This is a genomic window from Azotobacter bryophylli (genome assembly GCF_042643485.1).
Taxonomy (GTDB): domain Bacteria; phylum Pseudomonadota; class Gammaproteobacteria; order Pseudomonadales; family Pseudomonadaceae; genus Azotobacter; species Azotobacter bryophylli.
On record NZ_JBHRSJ010000017.1, the window covers coordinates 108,451 to 129,528 of the forward strand.

Genomic DNA, 21,078 nt, shown 5'->3' on the forward strand with positions numbered 1-21,078 from the left:
GCGCCGACGCCCTTCATGCCGCGCCGCGGGCGCCGCCGAGGGCCGCGTTGGTCCGCCGGCGGCCTTCCAGACGCCGCCGGAGCGCCCGCGGCTCGATCACCAGACGGCAGCCCTTGGCCTCGTTGGCCGCGCGCCATTCGTCGAGCAGTTCCATGCAGGCGTGGTCGATGTAGGTCAGCCGGTCCAGCGGCACGTGCAGTTCGCTGCCCGGCCGCACCGCCGCCAGCGCCCGCGCCAGCTGCGGCACCTTGAGGAAGGTCGCGGCGCCGACCATGCGCAGCTCGGCCCGCCCGTCGTCGCCCTGGACCAGCTGGACCTTCAGCCGCGAAGCGCTCCAGGCGAGCTTCGCCAGGGTCAGGGCGAAGCCCACCAGCACCCCGGACAGCAAGTCGGTGAAGAGGATCGCCAGGGCCGTGGCGGCGTAGACGAACATCGGCATCCGCCCGTAGCGGCCGAGGCTGCGCAGGGCCTTCAGGTCCACCAGCTTGACCCCGGTGTAGACCAGCACCCCGGCCAGGCTGGCCACCGGGATGCGCTGCAGCAGCGCGGTGAGCACGAGGACGAAGGCCAGCAGCCAGAGGCCGTGGAGCATCGCCGACAGGCGGGTGCGCGCGCCGGCCTGGACGTTGGCCGAGCTGCGCACGATGACCCCGGTCATCGGCAGCGCGCCGAGCAGGCCGCAGAGCATGTTGCCGATGCCCTGGGAAGTCAGCTCGCGGTCGAAATCGGCGCGCGGACCCTGGTGCATGCGGTCCACCGCGGCGGCCGAGAGCAGGGTCTCGGCGCTGGCGATGAAGGCCAGGGCCAGCGCCGCCAGCAGCAGGCCGGGGTCGGCCAGGGCCAGCAGATCGGCCGGGCGCAGCCAGTCGACCGCCTCGCTCAGGTCGGCCGGCACCTGCACCCGCTGCACGTCCAGCACCAGCCACAGACTGAGCAGGGTCGCCAGGCCGACGCCGAGCAGCGCCCCGGGCAGGAAGCGCAGCCGGCCGGGCTTGAAGCGGTCCCACAGCCACATCGTGGCGATGGTCGCCAGACCGAGCGCCCCCGCGTCCCAACCGTCGCCCCCGCCGAACAGCGGCAGCGCCCCGGCCAGCGCCGCCGGGAACGCCCGCAGGTTCTCCAGGCCGGAGGCGTGCGGCGCGGCGTCCAGCATCACGTGCAGCTGCGACAGCACGATGAGGATGCCGATGCCGGCGAGCATGCCGTAGACCACCGCCGGCGCGGTGACGCGGAACCAGCAGCCGAGGCGCAGGCGCCCGGCGAGCAGTTGGATCAGCCCGGCCAGCAGCAGGATCGGCCCGAGCATGGCCATGCCGTGCTCGCGCACCAGCTCGAACACCAGCACGGCCAGCCCCGCGGCCGGGCCGCTGACCTGCAGTGGCGCGCCGGCCAGGGCGCCGACCACCAGGCCGCCAACGATGCCGGTGATCAGCCCCTTGGCCGGCGGCATGCCGGAGGCGATGGCGACGCCCATGCACAGCGGCAGGGCGACCAGGAAGACCACCACGGAGGCGAGGGCGTCCCGTGGCAGGGTGGATCTCAGACTTTGTTCGGACATGGCACTGCTCTCCTTCGCAAAAAATCGGACATGACTTGCCCGCGACGCGGAGCGCACAGGCTCGGCATCGGGCGTTCAGTGTTCGAATCCAGGGCCGACCGGGGCGGTCGGCAGGGGCGGCGGCTACCGCCGTTCAGCGCGTGTTCACGATCCCGCGGCCGGGGCCGGGCAGGGCCGGATCGGCAGGGAGGCAGAGCACGGGGCCCTCAACGGGCGTTCCGCAGGCTCCGCGTCGCGGCCGCTATCGACGGCCCGGCCGGCGCGCAGCGGATCATGGACGGCTCAGCGCAGGTTGTAGCGCGGCCGCGGGGTCGCCATCGGGACCGGACCGTCGCTGTCCAGCGGCCGGAAGCAACCCTGCTCGGCATCGTAGGCCTTGATCTCGGCGGTCTCGATGGAATACACCCAGCCGTGGATGAACAGCTGGCCGCTGGCCAGACGCGCCGCCACCGACGGGTGGGTGCGCAGGTGATCGAGCTGGGCGACCACGTTCTCCTCGGTCAGCACGTCCAGGGTCGAGCGCCCGGAGCAGCTGCAGCGGTTCTCCTGCACCACCACCTTGGCCACCTCGGCATGGCGCAGCCAGGCCTTGACGGTGGGCATGCTCTCCAGGGTCGGCGGGTCGAGCACGGCCTTCATGGCGCCGCAGTCGGAGTGGCCGCAGACGACGATGTGATGCACGCCGAGGGCCATCACCGCGTATTCGATGGCGGTCGACACGCCGCCGTTCATCTGCCCGTAGGGCGGCACCACGTTGCCGACGTTGCGGGTGACGAACAGGTCGCCCGGCGCGCTCTGGGTGATCACCTCGGGCACTACCCGCGAATCGGCGCAGGTGATGAACATCGCCCGCGGACGCTGGGCATTGGCCAGGTCGCGGAAGAACTCTGCCTGCTGGGGGAACACCTCGGTGCGGAAGCGGTGGAAGCCTTCGACGATGTTCTTCAGCGCCACCTCGGCGTTTTCGGATTCCTTGCGGGCTTCGCCGTTGCCAGGCGGCGCCGGCTGTTCTGAAGCGTTATAGGTCATGGGACTCTCCTTATTCGTTGACTAACACAGGCAAGGCCGTGGCCTGGCATCCGGGCCAGGGTTTCCCGTCGCCGGCCATATTGCGCGAGTCAACTTAATTGAACCTGAATGACGGACCAACCGATCAAATGAAACTGAATGCGACAGCCCTGGCACGCCCTTTGCGGCGCTACCGCCGGCATCCGGCGCGCGGCCTTGCCAAGGACGCTCCGGTCGCGACCGGCGTCACCGCCTCGCTGACCGACGGGCGGTGTCAGCGCAGCTAGAACAGGGAGAGCTGCCGGCCCGGCGGGGCGAACGCCGTGCAGTCCAGCGGCTCGGCCGGGCCGCGGTTCAGCCCGAGGCGCCTGACCGCCAGGGCGAAGCGCTGCGCGAGCAGCGTGGCGAACGGGCCTTCGCCGCGCATGCGGGTACCGAAGCGGCTGTCGTAGTCGGCGCCGCCGCGGCACTGGCGGATCAGGCTCATGACGTGGGCGGCGCGGGCCGGGAAGTGCGCCGCCAGCCATTCCTCGAACAGCGGCGCCACCTCCAGCGGCAGGCGCAGCAGCACGTAGCCGGCCGAACGCGCGCCGGCGTCGCAGGCCGCCTCCAGCAGGGCCTCCAGCTCGCGGTCGTTGATCTGCGGAATCATCGGCGCGCACACCACGCCCGCCGGCACGCCGTGCTCGGCGAGCGCGCGCAGGACCCGCAGACGCGCCGCGGGGGAGGCGGCGCGCGGCTCCATGATGCGCTTGAGCCCGTCGTCCAGGGTGGTCAGGCTGACGCTCACGCCGACCAGCCGCCGGCGCGCCAGCTCGCCCAGCAGGTCGAGGTCGCGCAGGATCAGCGCGCTCTTGGTGATGAGGTGCACGGGATGGCGGTAGCGCAGCAGCACTTCCAGCGCCCGCCGGGTCAGACGCTGCTCGCGCTCGATGGGCTGGTAGGCGTCGGTGTTCACCCCCAGGGCGATCGGCTGCGGCACGTAGCCTGGCCGGCTCAGCTCCTCTTCCAGGCGCTCGGCCAGGTTGGTCTTGGCGATCAGGCGGGTCTCGAAATCGATCCCCGGCGACAGGTCCCAGTAGGCGTGGGTCGGCCGGGCGAAGCAGTAGATGCAGCCGTGCTCGCAGCCATGGTAGGGATTCACCGAGCGGTCGAAGCCGACGTCCGGCGAGCGGTTGCGGGTGATGACGCTCTTGGCCTGCTCGCGGCGCACCTCGGTGGCCCGACAGGGCGGCACCTCCTGGAACCAGCCGTCGTCCCAGGCCTCCGAGACCGTCGGCGCGAAGCGGTTGTGCGGGTTGCTGGCGGCACCGCGGCCGCGCGGCGGCTGGGGGTTGGCGGGCATGGAGGAATCCGCATCGATACTGGATATAAAACCAGTATAGCGACAGCCGCCGCGCCGCCCAATCCCTTTTCCGACGGACGCCTCGAAGGCGCCGGCGCCTCCGCCCTGCGCTCGTCCGGGTGCGCGCTATCGCCGCAGGCGGACGTTGACGATCGACAAGCCGGTTTCGCGCCGATGGCCTTAGAAAGGGCGTCGACGATCAACGAGACGGAGTAGGCACCACATGGCAATGAAGACCCTCAGCGCTCGCGGTCAGATGGGGGCCGGGACGAGTATCGAAGTGGAATGCGGCAGTCACCGCCTGGTCATGGACCAGTCGAAGAACGGAGGCGGCCAGGATCTCGGGCCGGGGCCGCTGAGCGTCCTGCTGGCCTCGCTGGCCGGCTGCTTCGGCTCCATCGGCCGGATGGTCGCCCGCAAGCGGCAGGTCGATCTGCGCGGCATGCAGTTCGCCCTCGAAGCCGACTACGACCCGGACGGCCTGCTCGGCCTCGATCCCGGGGTGCGTGCGGGTTTCCAGGAACTGCGCCTGCAGGTGGAGATCGACGCCGACCTCGACCGGCCGGCCAAACAGGCCCTACTGGAGGAAATCGAAAAACGCTGTCCGGTGGCCGACATGCTCGAATACGGCACCCGGCTGGTCACCTGTCTGGCCTGAGGCGGGGCCCGCACCCCGCTGCCGCCGGCCTCGCGGGCAGGGCAGCAGCGGGGCGACGCAAGCTCAACGCTACGGACTTCAGGCCGTGACGTTGATCAGCAGGCCGATCTGCTGGCCGCTCGCGTTCGAGGTCGGAGCGGTCGCCGCTTGCGCGGCCTTGGCGGCCAGGTCGTCCGCGTCGCCGTCGCGGTCGGGACCGGTTTCGCGCACTTCGGATGCCTGGGTGGATTGCTGGGCCTGCTGAGCCGAGTAGCTGTACTGGCTGCTGCCGATGGAAGAAATGCTCATGGATCGCTCCTGGTTTGGGATCGGACACGACAAGCCGTGCCCAGCCCAGAATATCGGCGGAGCGGGGAGACGATTAGCCATTAAAATGACATCAAGCCTGGGGCGATCCGGGAACAATCGCCCGGGGCCGCCGGCGTCGTCGTGGCGGTCCGGGTTCGCTCGGGGAAATGGCCAGGCAGCGGGAAGAGCGCTGCCTGACCGGGTGCCGCCGCGGCCGTCACTTCAGCTTCGGATTGGGGAAGAACTGCGCCACCTGCACGGTCTGCTCGACCGGCTTGGCCTCCACCTTGTTCACCCGCGTGCCCAGCTCCAAGGGCACCGACTGGCCCTGGGCGTTGAGGGTGTCGGCGAAGCCGCAGGCCACGCATTCGCGGTGCGGCACCTCGTCGACGGTCCACATCTTGATGGTGTCCATCTTCTCGCAGGCCGGGCACACGGCGCCGGCGATGAATTGTTTCTTCGGTTGGTTCATGGTTGCCTCTCAGGCGGCCGCGCTCAGGCCGAGGTGACGCAGCAGGGCGTCGATGGACGGCTCGCGGCCGCGGAAATCGACGAACAGCAGCATGGGTTCCTGGGAACCGCCGCGGGCCAGGATCGCCTCGCGGAAGGCCTGGCCGGTGACGGGGTTGAACACGCCGTCCTCCTCGAAGCGGGAGAAGGCGTCGGCGGACAGCACTTCCGCCCACTTGTAGCTGTAGTAACCGGCCGCGTAACCGCCGGCGAAGATGTGCGAGAAGCTGTTGGGGAAGCGGTTGTAGGCCGGCGGACGCATCACCGAGACCTCCTCGCGGATCGCCTCCAACACCTCCAGCACGCTGCGTCCGTCGCCATGGTGGACGTGCAGCTCGAAGTCGAACAGGGAGAACTCCAGCTGGCGCGCCATCATCATGCCGGACTGGAAGTTCTTCGCCGCCAGCATCTTCGCCAGCAGATCCTCGGGCAGCGGCTCGCCGGTCTGGTAGTGGCCGGAGATCAGCTCCAGGCCCTCCGGTTCCCAGCACCAGTTCTCCATGAACTGGCTGGGCAGCTCCACCGCGTCCCACGGCACGCCGCTGATGCCGGAAACGCCGGCGTGCTCGATGCGGGTCAGCAGGTGGTGCAGACCGTGGCCGAACTCGTGGAACAGGGTGGTGACCTCGTCGTGGGTGAGCAGGGCGGGCTTGCCCTCAACGGCGGGGGTGAAGTTGCACACCAGGTTGGCCACCGGGCTGATCAGCTCGCCGGCGGCGTTGCGCCGGCGGTCGCGGGCACCGTCCATCCAGGCACCGCCGCGCTTGTTCGGCCGGGCGTAGAGGTCGAAGAAGAAGCGGCCGACGTGCTCGCCGTGCTCGCGGATCTCGAACAGGCGCACGTCCGGGTGCCAGCTATCGAAATCGCTCAGCTCGCGGATCTCGATGCCGTACAGGCGCTGGACGATGGCGAACAGGCCGGTGAGCACCTTGTCGATGGGGAAGTAGGCGCGCAGCTGTTCCTGGGAGATGCTGTAGCGGCTCTGGCGCAGCTTCTCGCTGTAGTAGCCGACGTCCCAGCTGGAAAGGTCGGAACAGCCCTGATCAAAGGCGAAGGCGCGCAGCTCGGCCAGGTCCTTCTCGGCGAACGGCTTGCTGCGTGCGGCGAGGTCGCGCAAAAAGCCCAGCACCTGCTCGCCGGTCTCGGCCATCTTGGTCGCCAGGGACAGCTCGGCGTAGCTGTCGAAGCCCAAGAGCCGGGCCAGCTCGCGGCGCAGGTCGAGGATCTCGCTCATCAGCGGGCCGTTGTCGAACTGCCCGGCGTTCGGCCCCTGGTCGGAGGCGCGGGTGCAGTAGGCGGCGTAGACCTCCTCGCGCAGGGCGCGGTCATCGGCGTAGGTCATCACCGCGTAGTAGCTGGGGAACTCCAGGCTGATCAGCCAGCCGTCCAGTTCCTTGGCCTTGGCCGTCTGGGCCATCTGCGCCTTGGCCGAGTCGGGCAGGCCGGCCAGGGCGGCCTCGTCGGTGACGTGCTTGGTCCAGGCCTGGGTGGCGTCGAGCAGCTGGTTGGAGAAGCGGCTGGTCAGCTCGGACAGGCGCATCTGGATCTCGCCGTAGCGCTTCTGCTTGTCCTCCGGCAGGTCGATGCCGGACAGGCGGAAGTCGCGCAGGCTGTGTTCGAGGATGGTCTTCTGCGCCACCTCGAAGCCGGCCGCCTCGGGGCTGGCGGCCAGGGCCTTGTAGGCGTCGCAGAGGGCGCGGTTCTGCCCCAGCTCGGTGTAGTACTCGGACAGCTTGGGCAGGCAGGCCTCGTAGGCGGCGCGCAGTTCCGGGCTGTTGCACACGGCGTTGAGATGGCTGACCGGGCTCCAGGCGCGGCCGAGGCGGTCGTTCAGCTCGTCCAGCGCCAGCACCAGGCCGTTCCAGCCGGGATTGCCGCCGTGCTCGGCGAGGATCTTGGCGATGGCCGCGCGGTTGTCGGCGAGGATCTGGTCGATGGCCGGCTCGACGTGCTCCGGGCGGATCCGGGAGTAGGGCGGCAGATCGAAGGCTTGCAGTAGAGGATTGCTGGCGGTCACGGCGGTTGCCCCTGAATGGGTAGATTCGCCGGCCATGTTAAAGAGAAATGCCCGAGTGTGCAGCTTGGGGGAGGGCCGGCGGCGTCCGGACGGCGCGAACGGCCGGGGCGCCGGGTTGCACCCGGTTGCACCGCACCGCCCCCGGACTTATCGTCGAGGCATCCATCCGCTCACGAGGGCAAGGACATGGCCACGACCACCCTGGGCGTCAAGCTGGACGAGGCGACCCGCGAGCGCCTCAAGGAAGCCGCGCGACGGATCGACCGCACGCCCCACTGGCTGATCCGCCAGGCGATCTACCGCTATCTGGAGAGCCTGGAGCGCGGGCAGGAGACGCCCGCGCCGCAGGACCCGGCGGAGGCGGACGACGACGAGGGCTCGGAAGCCGGACAACCCTGCCAGCCGTTCCTCGCATTCGCCCGGAGCATCCTGCCGCAGTCGGTGACGCGCGCGGCGATCACCGCCGCCTGGCGCCGTCCCGAGCCGGAGGTCGTGCCGCTGCTGCTGGAGCAGGCGCGCCTGCCGACCGGGCAGGCCGTGGCCGCCCGGCAGCTGGCCCGCCGGCTGGCCGAGGGCCTGCGCCGGCGGAAGAGCGCCAGCGGCCGGGCCGGGCTGGTGCAGGGGCTGCTGCAGGAGTTCTCCCTGTCGAGCCAGGAGGGCGTGGCCCTGATGTGCCTGGCCGAGGCGCTGCTGCGCATCCCCGACAAGGGCACCCGCGACGCGCTGATCCGCGACAAGATCAGCGCCGGCAACTGGCAGCAGCACCTGGGCCACAGCCCCTCGCCGTTCGTCAACGCCGCCTCCTGGGGCCTGCTCATCACCGGCAGGCTGGTCTCCACCCACACCGAGACCGGCCTGTCGCACGCACTCAACCGGCTGATCGGCAAGAGCGGCGAGCCGGTGATCCGCAAGGGCGTGGACATGGCCATGCGCCTGATGGGCGAGCAGTTCGTCAGCGGCGAGACCATCGCCGAGGCCTTGGCCAATGCCGGCCGGCTGGAGGCCCGGGGTTTCCGCCATTCCTACGACATGCTCGGCGAGGCGGCCCTGACCGAGGCCGACGCGCAGCGCTATCTGGCCGCCTACGAACAGGCGATCCACGCCATCGGCACGGCCTCCGGCGGGCGCGGCATCTACGATGGGCCGGGCATATCCATCAAGCTCTCGGCGCTGCACCCGCGCTACGGCCGCGCCCAGCACCAGCGACTGATGGACGAACTCTATCCGCGTCTGGCGGGCCTCGCCCGGCTGGCCCGTCGCTACGACATCGGCCTGAACGTCGACGCCGAGGAGGCCGACCGCCTGGAGCCGTCCCTGGACCTGCTCGAGCGGTTGTGCTTCGAGCCGGAGCTACGCGGCTGGAACGGCATCGGCTTCGTGGTCCAGGCCTACCAGAAGCGCTGCCCCCAAGTGATCGACCATCTGATCGACCTGGCCCGGCGCAGCGGCCACCGTCTGATGGTGCGCCTGGTCAAGGGCGCCTACTGGGACAGCGAGATCAAGCGCGCGCAGATCGACGGCCTGGAGGGCTACCCGGTGTATACCCGCAAGGTCCACACCGACGTCTCCTACCTCGCCTGCGCACGCCGCCTGCTGGCGGTGCCGGAGGCCGTCTACCCGCAGTTCGCCACCCACAACGCGCAGACCCTGGCCAGCGTCTACCACCTGGCCGGGCCCGGCTACCATCCCGGCCAGTACGAGTTCCAGTGCCTGCACGGCATGGGCGAGCCGCTCTACGAGCAGGTGGTGGGGCCGGTGACCGACGGCGGGCTGGACCGCCCGTGCCGGATCTACGCGCCGGTCGGCAGCCACGAGACCCTGCTCGCCTACCTGGTGCGCCGCCTGCTGGAGAACGGCGCCAACACCTCCTTCGTCAACCGCATCGCCGACCCCGCCGTCTCCCTCGACGCGCTGCTCGAGGAGCCGGTCATGGCGGTCGAGCGGGCCGCGCTGCGCGAGGGCGCGCCGGGCCTGCCGCACCCGCGCATCCCGCTGCCCCGCCAGCTGTACGGCGACGAGCGGCTCAACTCCGGCGGCATCGACCTGGCCAACGAGCAGCGCCTGGCCTCGCTGTCCGGCGCCCTGCTCGGCAGTGCCCGGCAGGACTGGCGCGCCCGGCCGCTCCTGGCCGGCGAGGTGGCCGACGGCCCCTGGCTGGAGGTGCGCAACCCGGCCGACCGGCGCGACCTCGTCGGCCACGTGCAGGTCGCCACGCCGGCCGATGTCGAGTGCGCCCTGACCGCCGCCCAGGCCGCCGCGCCGATCTGGCAGGCCACCCCGCCGGGCGAGCGGGCCGGGGCACTGGAGCGCGCCGCCGAGCTGCTGGAGGAGCGCATGCAGCCGCTGATCGGCCTGCTGGTGCGGGAGGCCGGCAAGACCTTCGCCAACGGCGTCGGCGAGGTACGCGAGGCGGTGGACTTCCTGCGCTACTACGCGGCCCAGGTCCGCGCCGACTTCGCCAACGACAGCCACCGGCCGCTGGGCCCGGTGGTCTGCATCAGCCCGTGGAACTTCCCCCTGGCGATCTTCGTCGGCCAGGTGGCCGCGGCCCTGGCCGCCGGCAACACGGTGCTGGCCAAGCCCTCCGAGCAGACCCCGCTGATCGCCGCCCAGGCCGTGGCGATCCTGCACCAAGCCGGGGTCCCGGCCGGCGCGCTGCAGCTGCTGCCGGGCGAGGGCGGGGTGGTCGGCGACGCCCTGGTGCGAGACGAGCGCATCCGCGGGGTGATGTTCACCGGCTCCACCGAGGTCGCAGGCAGCATCGCCCGCCAGCTGGCCGGACGCCTGGACGCCCGCGGCCGGCCGCTGCCGCTGATCGCCGAAACCGGCGGGCAGAACGCCATGATCGTCGACTCCTCGGCCCTCGCCGAGCAGGTGGTGCAGGACGTCATCGCTTCCGCCTTCGACAGCGCCGGCCAGCGCTGCTCGGCGCTGCGCGTGCTGTGCGTGCAGGAGGACGCGGCCGAGCGGGTACTGGCGATGCTGGAAGGGGCCATGGCCGAATGCCGGCTGGGCAACCCGGACGACCTGGCCACCGACATCGGCCCGGTGATCGACGCCGAGGCCCAGACCGCTCTGGAGCGGCACATCGCCCGGATGCGCGACAAGGGCCGCAGGGTCGTGCGGATCGCCCGCAGCGACGGCCCGGAGCTGGCCCGCGGCACCTTCGTCGTGCCGACCCTGATCGAGCTGGAAAGCCTGGACGAGCTGGAGGGCGAGGTCTTCGGCCCGGTGCTGCACGTGCTGCGCTACTCGCGCGCGCAGCTGCCACAGTTGCTGGAGTGGATCGACGCCAGCGGCTACGGCCTGACCCTGGGCCTGCACACGCGCATCGACGAGACCATCGCCCGGGTGGTGGAGAAGGCGCGGGTCGGCAATCTCTACGTCAACCGCAACATGATCGGCGCCGTGGTCGGCGTGCAGCCGTTCGGCGGCGAGGGGCTGTCCGGCACCGGACCCAAGGCCGGCGGGCCGCTGTACCTGTACCGCCTGCTGGCGACCTGCCCGGCGGAGGGGCCGGCCGCCACCTTCGCCCGTCTGGACGCCCGGGGCCAGGCCGACGACCGCGGGCGCGAACGTCTCGCCCCGCGCAGCCGCCTGCCGCTGACGGCCCTGCAGGAGTGGGCGCAAGAGCGGGACGATCCGGCCCTGGCCGAAGCCTGCGAACGCTTCGCCGCACGCTCGCAGAGCGGCCTGAGCCGCCTGCTGCCGGGCCCCACCGGCGAGCGCGACAGCTACACGCTGCTGCCCCGCGAGCGGGTGCTCTGCCTCGCCGACGACCAGCGCGACTGCCTGATCCAGCTCGCCGCGCTGCTTGCGGTGGGCTGCCGGGCGTTGTGGCCGGACGACGCGACCGGCCGGGCGCTGCTCAGCCAGCTGCCGGCCGCGGTGCAGGCCTGCATCGAGCCGGTCGCCGACTGGCGGGACCCGGCGCTGGCCTGCGACGCCGTGCTGCACCACGGCGACGGCGACCGGCTGCGCGAGGTCTGCCGGCGGATGGCGGCCCGCCCCGGGCCCATCGTCGGCGTGACCGGGCTGGCCCGCGGCGAGGCGGAGATTCCGCTGGAGCGCCTGCTGGTCGAGCGTTCGCTGAGCGTCAACAGCGCCGCGGCCGGCGGCAACGCCAGCCTGATGACCCTCGGCTGAGCCGGGCCGGCGCTATTGCGCCGGCCGCGCCGGTCCGTGACGATACCGGCTCCCCACACGGAGACTTACCCATGACCATCAGAACCTTCCAGGGCATCGCCCCGACGCTGGGCGAGCGGGTTTTCGTCGACGCCTCGGCCGTGGTGCTCGGCGACGTGGAGATCGGCGACGACAGCTCGGTCTGGCCGCAGGTGGCGATCCGCGGCGACGTGAATCGCATCCGCATCGGCGCACGCAGCAGCATCCAGGACGGCAGCGTGCTGCACGTCACCCACGCCGGGCAGTTCAACCCGGACGGCTTTGCCCTGACCATCGGCGACGACGTGACCGTCGGCCACAAGGTGACCCTGCACGGCTGCCGCATCGGCGACCGCGTGCTGGTCGGCATGGGCGCCATCGTCCTGGACGGCGCGGTGGTGGAGGACGAGGTGATCATCGGCGCCGGCAGCCTGGTGCCGCCGGGCAAGACGCTTGAAAGCGGCTACCTGTACGTCGGCAGCCCGGTCAAGCAGGCCAGGGCGCTGAGCGACAAGGAACGCGCCTTCTTCGCCTACAGCGCGGCCAACTACGTCAAGCTCAAGGACCAGCACCTGGCCGAGGGTTTCGACCGCTAGAAGCGCCCGGGCGCCTCTCAGAACATCAGGGAGGTGCGCAGGGAAACGAACTGGGCGTTGCGGCCCCCCGCGTTGCGGATCGCCGGACCGACGTCGTAGTACAGGTACTCGAGGTCGACGGTGAGGTTCTCCGCCGCCGCCCAGCGCGCGAACATGTCGTAGGACATGCCCATGTGCCTCCCCGACGCCTTGCCGGTCCCCGCCAGGGGATTCATGCCCGGCAGGTAGACGGCGTCGTTCTCGGTCTCCCGCCACAGGGACAGGGTGGTCAGCGAGACGGTCAGGTCGCGCCGCGGCGAGACGACGAACTGCGGGCCGACCGAGATCAGGTTGGCCAGGGTGGTGAGGCTGGCCTCGCCGAAGAACTTGCCGTTGGCCGGGAACAGCGGGTCGAAGGTGTTGCTTTCCCCGTCGTTCGGGTTGTCGTCGCCGCTGGCGGCGTTGAAATGCAGCGCCACGCCCGGATGCCACGTTACGTCGCGCAGGGTATGGCCGACGGTACCGGCGGTGGCCCAGGCGCGGATGTCGGTGTCGCCCAACGTGCCGAACTGGTACATGGCGTCCCAGCTGAAATCCACTCTAGCCACGCTGCCGTGCAGACGGTTGCCCAGGGTATGGCGATCCTCCTCGCCGCTGACCCCGTCGAGCCGGCGCCAGTCGCGCTGGTAGCTGTAGGCGTAGAGGTCGTCCTTGATCCCGCCTGCGACCGGCAGCGTGGCGTAGATGCCGTAGAAGTCCCCGGCGTCCTTGGAGCTGTCGTTGAACGAGCCCAGGCGCACGTTGGCGACCGGGCGCACGGCGAACACATCCACCTTGTAGCCGGCGGCGTTGCCGTATTGCAGGAGGGCGCCGTCGAAGCTCTGGCGCACGTTGGGAATGGCGCGGGTGGCGATCATGGTCTGGTTGCCGTAGGTCATTTCCTGGCGGCCGACCCGGGCGATCAGCGTGCCGTCTCCGGGGGAGGGCAGCCTGACGTCGACGAAGGCCTGGTGGATCTCGTTGCCGCTCTGGTCGTACGGCGAGAACACCTCCTTGCTCCAGGAATCGGTGTTCTCGAACTGCACGAAGGCGCGCAGCGCATCGTCGAAGAGATGCAGGTCGGCATGCACCTGCAGGCGCTGCTGCAGATAGTCGTCGTCGTGCACGCCCTTCAGGCCGAAGGCCGGCTCGTTCACGCTGTCGAAGCGATAGCGCAGCTCGCCGCCCAGCTGCAGCCAGGACGAATTTCCCAGGCGAATGCGGCGCAGCGGATCGAGCAGGCCGCCGTAGCGGTTCGACTCGGCGAGGTAGGGATACTTGTCGAGAAAATGCGGATACGCCGGGCGACGTGGCTTGGGCGGACCGTCCGCGGCGAAGGAGGCGCAAGGGCAAAGGGCAGCCGCCAGGGCGAGCAGCCCTGCAGCGAGGCATGGATTCTGTTTCATCGGGTGTTGTTTTTATAGTCGGGCGTCGACGGCGCACGAGGTGGTCGCCACCGGCCTGGCCGGCAGGCACGGGCCGGCCCGGTTCAAGGCATGGGCCTGCGCCCCCGCCCTCCTGCGGAAGGCGGGGTAGAAGGCTCTTCAGGGGTTCGGGAGTGCAGCGTGCGGATCAGCGACCGCCCTGCATGCAGTTGTCCACGTTCCAGCCGTACAGCCACTGCAGGGCGTCGTAGAACTGCTCCTGGGTGCGACCGACCCACAGGTTGTTGCGTATCTGCCGCTCGACGCCCTTGGCGTGGTAGATGCGGCCCATTTCCCGGGCCGAAAGCACCACGCGGCCGGTGCGCGGAATGCGGATCGACTCGTAGAGACGGAAGGCCTTCTCCAGGTCGTTACCGCAGGTCCTGATCGCCTGCCCCAGGGTCACGGCGTCTTCCAGCGCCATGCAGGCACCCTGCGCCAGGTACTGGGTCATCGGGTGCGCGGCATCGCCGAGGATGGTGGCGCGGCCTTCGCCCCACTTCTCCACCGGATCGCGGTCGGCGGTGGCCCAGCGGCGCCAGGACTTCGGACGGTCGAGCATCTGCCGCGGACGCGGATGGACGCCCTCGAAGTAGGACAGCACCTCTTCCTTGCTGCCCTCGGTGACGCTCCACTCTTCCTTGTCGCGGCTGTGGAAGGTCACCACCAGGTTGTACTGCTTGCCGCCGCGCAGCGGGTAGTGCACCAGGTGGCAGTGCGGGCCAGCCCAGACCACCGGGGCGTTGATGCGCAGGTCTTCCGGCATGTCCTCCAGATCCACCACGGCGCGGTAGACCACGTGGCCGGTGACGCGGGCGGCGTCGCCGACCAGGCGCTCGCGGACCACGGACTTGACGCCGTCGCAGCCGATCACGGCATCGGCCTCGTAGCGGTTGCCGTGCTGGTCGGTCAGGACCACGCCGTCACCCTTCAGCTCCATGTCGACGATGCGGGTGTGGGTCTTGAAGGTGATCAGCGGGTGCTTCTCCACCGCCTCGAGGATCGACAGGTGGATGTCGGCCCGGTGGATCACGCCGTAGGGGTTGCCGAAGCGGGTACGGAAGGCCGGACCGACGTCGACCTTGGCGATCTCGTGGGCATCGACCGCATCCATCATCAGCAGGTAGTCGGGGAATACCGAGCGGTTACGGGCGGCCTCGCCGACGCCCAGGGCATCCAGAGCGGCGTAGGCGTTCGGGCCGAGCTGGATGCCGGCGCCGATCTCGCCGATCTGCTCGGCCTGCTCCAGCAGCAGGACCTCGATGCCCTGCTGGGTCAGCGCCATGGCTGCCGCCAGGCCGCCGATACCACCGCCGATGACGATGACCTTTTGTTGTGCTTGTTTTTGTGCTTCGGTACTCATGACTCTTCTCCTACTGTCCACGTGATTGGCTGGACGGACTTCGACTAGTGATGGTTCAAGCGACATAGTCCGGCTGGTTGTTCGGGGCCGCCTTCTGGAACGCAGGCTGTGCCTGGCAGTGCCGGTAGACGGACATGACGCGCTCGTAGGACTCCAGCTCGCAGCCCATGCGCAGGGCATTGGCCACCTGCGGCACCAAGCAGCAGTCGGCCAGGGTCGGCGTTTCGCCGAAGCAGTAGGGCCCCCGGCCGTGGCGGACCAGCAGGGCCTCGACCGCGCCCAGGCCCTCGGCGACCCAGTGCCTGTACCAGGCCGACTTCTGCTCGTCGGTGACGCCCAGGACCTTCTGCAGATAGCCCAGCACCCGCAGGTTGTTGATCGGGTGGATGTCGCAGGCGATCAGATTGGCGATCTCCAGCACCCGGGCGCGGGCCAGGGCGTCCTCGGGGATCAGCCGCGGCTCGGGATGCCTGGCATCCAGGTAGTCGATGATCGCCAGCGACTGGCCGAGGGCGGTGCCATCCTCCTCCACCAGCAGCGGCACGCTGCCAGCGGGGTTGAGCGCGCGGTACTCGGCCGAGCGCTGCTCACCCGCCCGCAGGTTGACCCCGTGGTGCTCGTAGTCCAGCCCCTTCAGGGCGAGGGCGATGCGTACCCGGTAGGAGGTGGAGCTGTTGAAGAAGTTGTAGAGCTGCATTCTGCGTTCCTACCTTTCCTTAAGAGAGTTGCGGGGCGTTCTGGCCCACCGGCGCCTCCGCCGCGGCCCTGCGATAACGCAGCCCCATGAAGAAGATCGCCATGGCGGCCAACAGCGCCGGCAGCATCAGCAGGGTGAAGATGTCGTCGAAGCCCATGCCCAGACCGAGCATCAGGCCGCCGCCCAGGCTACCGGTGACCGCGCCGATGCGGCCGACGCCGTGGGCCCAGCTGACGCCGGTGGCGCGGCTGGCGGTCGGATAGAACGACGCGGCCAGGGCGTTGGCGCCCACCTGCGAGCCGCTGACGCACACGCCCATGCCGGCCACGCAGACGATCAGGATCGTGTAGTGGTCGTAGTACTGGCCGATGCCGAACAGGAACACGGCGCCGGCGGCGTAGGCCACCATCAGGACCCTGTAGGGGTCGAGACGGTCCATGCTCGCGCCCAGGCCGATGGCGCCCAGGGTGCCGCCGATCTGGAACATCGCGCTGATCAGCGCCGCCTGGCTGAGATCCAGGCCGGTGTCCTTGATCAGGGTCGGCAGCCAGCTGGTCATCATGTAGATGATCAGCAGGCTCATGAAGAACGAAGTCCAGAGCATCAGGGTGCCGCGGCGCAGCATGCTGCCGAGGATCAGGCGGATCGGCGAAGCTCCGGTTTTGGCGTCATGCGGACCGTCCTGGATGTGGAAGCTGCCGTTCCAGTCTGCCGGCAGCAGCGCGATGCGCCCGAGGATGCGGGCGATGCGCGCGCCGCTGGCCTTGCGCTGGACCAGGAAGCGCGCCGACTCGGGCAGCAGCAGGATCAGCAGCGGCAGCAACGCCAGCGGCAGGATGCCGCCCATCAGCAGGATGCTGCGCCAGCCGAACATCGGCACCAGTTGCGCCGCCACCACGCCGCCGAGTGCGGAGCCGAGGGTGAAGCCGCAGAACATGCTGGTGACCATCAGCGAACGGCGCCGCTGCGGGCAGTATTCGGAGGTCAGCGTAATGGCGTTGGGCATCGCCCCGCCCAGGCCCAGGCCGGTGAGGAAACGCATCAGGGCCAGCGTTTCGACGCTGTCGGTGTAGGCGGCGGCCAGGCTCCAGCCTCCGAAGAACAGAACCGAGAAGGCCAGTACCGTCTTGCGCCCGAAGCGATCGGCCAGCGGGCCGGCGATGAAGGCGCCGAACATGAGGCCGAGCAGGGCGGCGCCGAGCACCGGATTGAGCTGGGCGGGGGTCAGCCCCCACTCGTCGCGCAGGGCCGGGGCGATGAAGCCGACCGCGGCGGTATCCAGCCCGTCGATGGCAGTAACCAGGAAACACAGCATCAGCACCAGCCACTGGAAGGGCGCGACCGGCTTGCTGTCGATGAAGTCCTGTACATCCACGCTATTTTTTTTGTCTGTGGAAGACATGAGCACTCCTGAGGGCCGGCGCCAGGCGGCGACCACGGAATAATTGTTGGCAAATGAGAAAGGGCCGGCCAAGGCGGGCCGGCCCTGCACGCAAGGCTCAGACGATGCGGACGTTCAGCTCGCCGAGGCCGTCCACGCCGCCGACCATCCGGTCGCCGGCCACGACCGGGCCGACGCCTTCCGGGGTGCCGGTCATGATCAGGTCGCCCGGCTTCAGCTCGAAGAAGCGCGACAGGTAGGCGATGGTCTCCGGTACCGACCAGATCAGCTTGTCGATATCGCTGCGCTGCTTGTCGGCTTCGTTGACCTGCAGCCAGATGCCGGCCTGGGTCGGATGGCCGATCAGGCTGGCCGGGTACAGCGGGGCGATCGGCGCGGACTGGTCGAAGGCCTTGCCGATTTCCCACGGCCGGCCCATCTCGCGCATCTTCATCTGCAGGTCGCGGCGGGTCATGTCCAGGCCCACGGCGTAGCCGAAGACGTGGTCGTTGGCCTCTTCCAGCGGAATGTCGCTACCGCCCTTGCCGATGGCCACCACGAGCTCGATCTCGTAGTGGTAGTTGCTGGTTTCCGACGGATACGGCAGTTCCAGGGTCTGGCCATCGGCGACGCCGATCACGCTGTCGGCCGGCTTGCAGAAGAAGAACGGCGGCTCGCGGTCCGGGTCGAAGCCCATTTCCCGGGCATGGGCGGCGTAGTTGCGGCCGACGCAGTAGACGCGACGGACCGGGAAACGCTGTTCGCTACCGGCGATCGGCAGGCTGGTGACGGCTTGCGGCTCGATTACATAGGTCATGTGGGTCTTCCCGTGGGTCGATCAGTGGGTTTCGCGCGCTTCGCGCAGGATGCCGAGCGCTTCCTGAACCGGACGGTCGGAGAAGCTGAACAGCACGCAATCTTCGTCGGCTTCGAAGCTGACCGGAGCCCAGGTCGGCACCACGAAGATGTCCTTGGCTTCGAAATCGAAGCGTTCGCCGCCGATGACCGCCGTGCCGCGACCTTCCACCACGCTGAACACGGTGGCGTCGGTGGTGCGGTAGGTCCGGCCGCGGAAGCCGCGCGGCAGCATCTGCATGAAGGTGGCGATGGTCGGCATCGGCCAGCCGCCGTCGACCGGGTTCACGTAGCGCAGCTTGACGCCGTCGAAGGGGTCGATCTCGCCCTGGCGCAGCAGGGTGTCGAGGGCCTCGCGGGTGCGCACGTAGGGGTAGCTGAAGATCGGCGAGGTCTTGCCCTTCGGCTGGTAGCGCAGCGGCAGCATGTTGTGGCCGAAGCGGGCGAAGCTGTTGCCTTCCGGACGGGTCAGCGGCTGCTCGGGCTTCTCATAGTTCTCGGCGAAGGTGGCGCCGAAGAAGCGGATCATCGGGATGTCCAGGCCATCGAGCCAGACCACCGGCTTGCCGCCTTCGGCTTCCACGGGATTGCCGTGGTCGTGCCAGGTCCAGGACGGGGTGATGATGAAGTCGCCCGGTTCCATGGTGGTGCGCTCGCCGTCCACCGCGGTATAGGCGCCGCGGCCTTCGACCACGAAGCGCAGGGCCGACTGGCTGTGTCGGTGGCTGGGGGCGATCTCGCCCGGCAGGATCAGCTGCAGGCCGGCATAGAGGGTATTGGTGATCGCGGCCTGACCGCGGATCGCCGGGTTTTCCAGGACCAGCACGCGGCGGATGGCTTCCTCGGCGCTGATCAGCCGGCCGGCTTCCATCAGATACGGGCGCAGATCGCTGTAGCGCCAACGCGCCGCGACGCAGGAAGCGGCCGGCTCCTTGGGCACCAGGTTATGCAGCTGCTCCCACAGCGGGAACATGTCGTGGACATCGATACGCTTGTAGAACGCTTCGCGCTCTGTGCTGGTTTTGTTGTTGGTCATTGGTCCACCCGTGAGGATCGAGAAGTGCCGGCCACCACAACGGCTGTTAGCACTCCAGAAGCCGGCCCGCAGGCACAGGCCGATGAATGGGCGGATTATTGGGCGGCTTTCCCCATGCCGAATAATGATATTTTTAGATAAAGCCATATAAAAAAAGGTATACCGGCATGGACTGGACCCGCAGACTGCGCCTGCGCCACCTTGATCTGCTGATCAGCCTCGCGGAGACCGGCAGTCTCAGCGACACCGCACGCACCACCCACACCACCCAGCCCGGCCTGTCGAAATGGCTCAAGGAGCTCGAGGAGGACGTCGGCGCGCCGCTCTTCGAGCGCCACGCCCGCGGCCTGCGGCTGACGCCCCAGGGACGGCTGCTGCTGGAACATGCCCGGCGCATCCGCAGCGAGATGCAGCGCGCCCAGTACAACCTCGAGGCCCTGCGCGAGGGCAGCACCCTCGGCGTGGCCGTCGGCACCTCGCCGGCCTCGGCCTCCAGCCTGGTGCCCGACGCCATCGGGCGCTTCCTCGAACGCCACCCCAAGGCGCGGGTGGAGTTCGTGGAAAGCACCATGAACCTGCTGCTGGAGCGCCTGGAGCGTGGCCAGCTGGACGTGGTGGTGGGGCGCCTGGACAACTACGAGCCGCGCCCGACCCTGTGCAGCGAGATGCTCTACGACGAGCCGCTGACCATCGTCGCCCGTCCCGACCATCCGCTGGCCCTGCGCGAGCAGGTGGAATGGGAGGACATCTATCTCTACGACTGGATCGTCTGGCCGCAGCACACGCCGATCCGCAGCAAGCTGGACAACGTCCTGTCGCTGAGCGGGCGCAAGCCGCTGCCCTACCGGATCGAGTCCTCCTCGCAGATGGGCAATCTCTGGCTGCTGCAGCACAGCGACATGCTGTCCATCGGCTCGGAGCGGGTCGCCGCGCATTTCGCCGCGCTCGGCCTGCTGGTCGCCCTGCCGCTGAAGCTCGGCGCCACCGGCTCGCTCGGCATGTGCTGGCGCGACGAGCCGCACCTGGCCGAGGGCACCCGGGATCTGCTCGACTGCCTGCGCCGGGCGGCGACCGACGATCCGTCCGGGGGGCGCCTAGCCGGGGGCGCCTAGCCCGGCCTCGGTTTCTGCAGCCAGTCGAAGATGACCGGCCACAGCTCGGCATGGGCGCGCCGGCCGATCAGGCTGCCCAGGTGCTGCAGGGCCACGCCGACCTCGCCGCGGTAGGCCAGCAGCAGCTTGTCGGCGCTGGCGGCCTGGCGATGGAAAGGCAGGATGGATTCGGGGGGAATCGTCCGGCCGTGCGGGTTGAACACGACCGCCAGGGGGACGCCGACGGCCTGCGGGGAAACCCGGCAGCCGGCCACGACCAGCTCGCCGCGCATCAGCCGGTCCGCCCGGTACAGGTCTTCCACCACCTCGCGGAACAGCCGGCCGGGCAGGGCCAGTTCGTCCAGCGCCCAGCGTTCCACCAGCAGATGGGTACGCAGGTCTTCGCGGTCGAGGGAGGCCAGTGTGAGGTCGGCGTAGCGCTGCCAGCCGAACTCGACGGGGGAGGCCGCCATGCTGGCGGCGCTGAGGAAGGAGCCGGGCACGCAGCCGAAGGCGGCCGCCAGCGCCTGCGCCGGTGGCGCGACGGCCAGCAGCGGGCGGAAGGCGCCGGCGGCCTCGGCGAAATGCAGCGGCGTTTCCAGCAGCACCAGGGAGGCCAGGGCACCGGGGTGCAGCGCCGCGCAGCTCACGCACAACGCGCCGCCCAGGGAGTGGGTGGCCAGGTGCGGCGGCCGGCCGTGGCGCTCGCCCACGCTTTCCAGGCAGCGGCCGATGGCCGCGGCGTACTCGGCGAGCCCGAAGTCCGCCGGGGCCTCGGTCCACTGGCTGAGGTAGACCGCGAATCCCCGGGCCCGGGCGTGGGCCACCACGCTGGCGGCCGGGTGCAGGTCCCAGAGGTAGTGGCGCTTGATCGGTGCCGGCACGATCAGCAGCGCACTATGCGCCCGCTCCGGCTCCCGGTAGGCCAGCAGGCGCACCGCTGGGGCTTCCCAGAGGCAGCGATGGGGCTGCTCGACCGGCGCCAGACCGGCGGCCTCCAGTTGCTGGCCACGCCGGCGGCGAAGCCGGTCGAGGTGGTGGAACAGGGTGGGCATCGCCATCCTTCCAC

General features: G+C 69.8%; 17 protein-coding genes. 4 read left to right on the forward strand and 13 right to left on the reverse strand.

Features of this window, described 5'->3' with window-relative positions; translation table 11 throughout:
• Positions 1-13 precede the first annotated feature (13 nt).
• The 3 genes from ACFOJE_RS10315 to ACFOJE_RS10325 all read right to left on the reverse strand — a co-directional run bounded on the left by ACFOJE_RS10315 (position 14) and on the right by ACFOJE_RS10325 (position 3,911).
• Positions 14-1,558 (reverse strand): SulP family inorganic anion transporter, encoded by a 1,545-nt coding sequence (locus tag ACFOJE_RS10315; protein ID WP_377814247.1) that lies wholly within the window; start codon positions 1,556-1,558, stop codon positions 14-16.
• A gap of 282 nt (positions 1,559-1,840) precedes the next feature.
• Complete coding sequence (locus ACFOJE_RS10320) at positions 1,841-2,587, reverse strand: carbonic anhydrase (RefSeq protein ID WP_377814248.1); 747 nt, start codon at positions 2,585-2,587, stop codon at positions 1,841-1,843.
• A gap of 262 nt (positions 2,588-2,849) precedes the next feature.
• Positions 2,850-3,911 (reverse strand): PA0069 family radical SAM protein, encoded by a 1,062-nt coding sequence (locus ACFOJE_RS10325; RefSeq protein ID WP_377814249.1) that lies wholly within the window; start codon positions 3,909-3,911, stop codon positions 2,850-2,852.
• A gap of 223 nt (positions 3,912-4,134) precedes the next feature.
• Between ACFOJE_RS10325 and ACFOJE_RS10330 the strand changes: the two genes are divergently transcribed.
• On the forward strand, positions 4,135-4,569 hold the full coding sequence (locus ACFOJE_RS10330; protein ID WP_377814250.1) for an OsmC family protein: 435 nt from the start codon (positions 4,135-4,137) through the stop codon (positions 4,567-4,569).
• Between the two features lie 78 nt (positions 4,570-4,647).
• On the opposite strand, the gene ACFOJE_RS10335 is transcribed toward ACFOJE_RS10330, so the two are convergent.
• The 3 genes from ACFOJE_RS10335 to prlC all read right to left on the reverse strand — a co-directional run bounded on the left by ACFOJE_RS10335 (position 4,648) and on the right by prlC (position 7,420).
• Positions 4,648-4,857 carry a hypothetical protein gene (locus ACFOJE_RS10335; RefSeq protein ID WP_377814251.1) on the reverse strand — a complete coding sequence of 70 codons (210 nt, stop codon included), beginning with the start codon at positions 4,855-4,857 and terminating at the stop codon, positions 4,648-4,650.
• Positions 4,858-5,074: 217 nt separating this feature from the next.
• Positions 5,075-5,329, reverse strand: a complete 255-nt coding sequence (locus tag ACFOJE_RS10340; protein ID WP_377814252.1) for a YheV family putative zinc ribbon protein — start codon at positions 5,327-5,329, stop codon at positions 5,075-5,077.
• Positions 5,330-5,338: 9 nt separating this feature from the next.
• Positions 5,339-7,420, reverse strand: coding sequence for an oligopeptidase A (prlC, locus tag ACFOJE_RS10345; RefSeq protein ID WP_377814253.1), 2,082 nt, complete (start codon positions 7,418-7,420; stop codon positions 5,339-5,341).
• A 150-nt stretch (positions 7,421-7,570) separates the two neighbouring features.
• Between prlC and putA the strand changes: the two genes are divergently transcribed.
• On the forward strand, positions 7,571-11,530 hold the full coding sequence (putA, locus tag ACFOJE_RS10350; protein WP_377814254.1) for a trifunctional transcriptional regulator/proline dehydrogenase/L-glutamate gamma-semialdehyde dehydrogenase: 3,960 nt from the start codon (positions 7,571-7,573) through the stop codon (positions 11,528-11,530).
• Between the two features lie 71 nt (positions 11,531-11,601).
• Positions 11,602-12,144 (forward strand): gamma carbonic anhydrase family protein, encoded by a 543-nt coding sequence (locus tag ACFOJE_RS10355; RefSeq protein ID WP_377814255.1) that lies wholly within the window; start codon positions 11,602-11,604, stop codon positions 12,142-12,144.
• A 17-nt stretch (positions 12,145-12,161) separates the two neighbouring features.
• Here ACFOJE_RS10355 and ACFOJE_RS10360 read toward each other — a convergent pair whose 3' ends face one another.
• The 6 genes from ACFOJE_RS10360 to gtdA all read right to left on the reverse strand — a co-directional run bounded on the left by ACFOJE_RS10360 (position 12,162) and on the right by gtdA (position 18,918).
• Positions 12,162-13,568, reverse strand: coding sequence for an alginate export family protein (locus tag ACFOJE_RS10360; RefSeq protein WP_377814256.1), 1,407 nt, complete (start codon positions 13,566-13,568; stop codon positions 12,162-12,164).
• A 166-nt stretch (positions 13,569-13,734) separates the two neighbouring features.
• Positions 13,735-14,949 (reverse strand): 3-hydroxybenzoate 6-monooxygenase, encoded by a 1,215-nt coding sequence (locus ACFOJE_RS10365; protein ID WP_377814257.1) that lies wholly within the window; start codon positions 14,947-14,949, stop codon positions 13,735-13,737.
• A 55-nt stretch (positions 14,950-15,004) separates the two neighbouring features.
• On the reverse strand, positions 15,005-15,646 hold the full coding sequence (gene maiA, locus ACFOJE_RS10370) for a maleylacetoacetate isomerase (RefSeq protein ID WP_377814258.1): 642 nt from the start codon (positions 15,644-15,646) through the stop codon (positions 15,005-15,007).
• Between the two features lie 19 nt (positions 15,647-15,665).
• Positions 15,666-17,048 carry an MFS transporter gene (locus ACFOJE_RS10375; RefSeq protein WP_377814259.1) on the reverse strand — a complete coding sequence of 461 codons (1,383 nt, stop codon included), beginning with the start codon at positions 17,046-17,048 and terminating at the stop codon, positions 15,666-15,668.
• Between the two features lie 97 nt (positions 17,049-17,145).
• A complete protein-coding gene (locus ACFOJE_RS10380) occupies positions 17,146-17,844 on the reverse strand; it encodes a fumarylacetoacetate hydrolase family protein (RefSeq protein ID WP_377814260.1) in 699 nt (232 codons plus the stop codon).
• A 21-nt stretch (positions 17,845-17,865) separates the two neighbouring features.
• Complete coding sequence (gene gtdA / locus ACFOJE_RS10385) at positions 17,866-18,918, reverse strand: gentisate 1,2-dioxygenase (RefSeq protein WP_377814261.1); 1,053 nt, start codon at positions 18,916-18,918, stop codon at positions 17,866-17,868.
• 167 nt (positions 18,919-19,085) lie between these two features.
• On the opposite strand from gtdA, the gene ACFOJE_RS10390 reads away from it, so the two are divergent.
• Positions 19,086-20,030, forward strand: coding sequence for a LysR substrate-binding domain-containing protein (locus tag ACFOJE_RS10390; RefSeq protein WP_377814262.1), 945 nt, complete (start codon positions 19,086-19,088; stop codon positions 20,028-20,030).
• Here the strand turns inward: ACFOJE_RS10390 and ACFOJE_RS10395 are convergent.
• The gene (locus tag ACFOJE_RS10395; RefSeq protein WP_377814263.1) at positions 20,027-21,070 is read right to left on the reverse strand and encodes an alpha/beta hydrolase; all 1,044 of its coding nucleotides are present in this window, start codon (positions 21,068-21,070) and stop codon (positions 20,027-20,029) included. The genes ACFOJE_RS10390 and ACFOJE_RS10395 overlap by 4 nt on opposite strands.
• Positions 21,071-21,078: the final 8 nt, after the last annotated feature.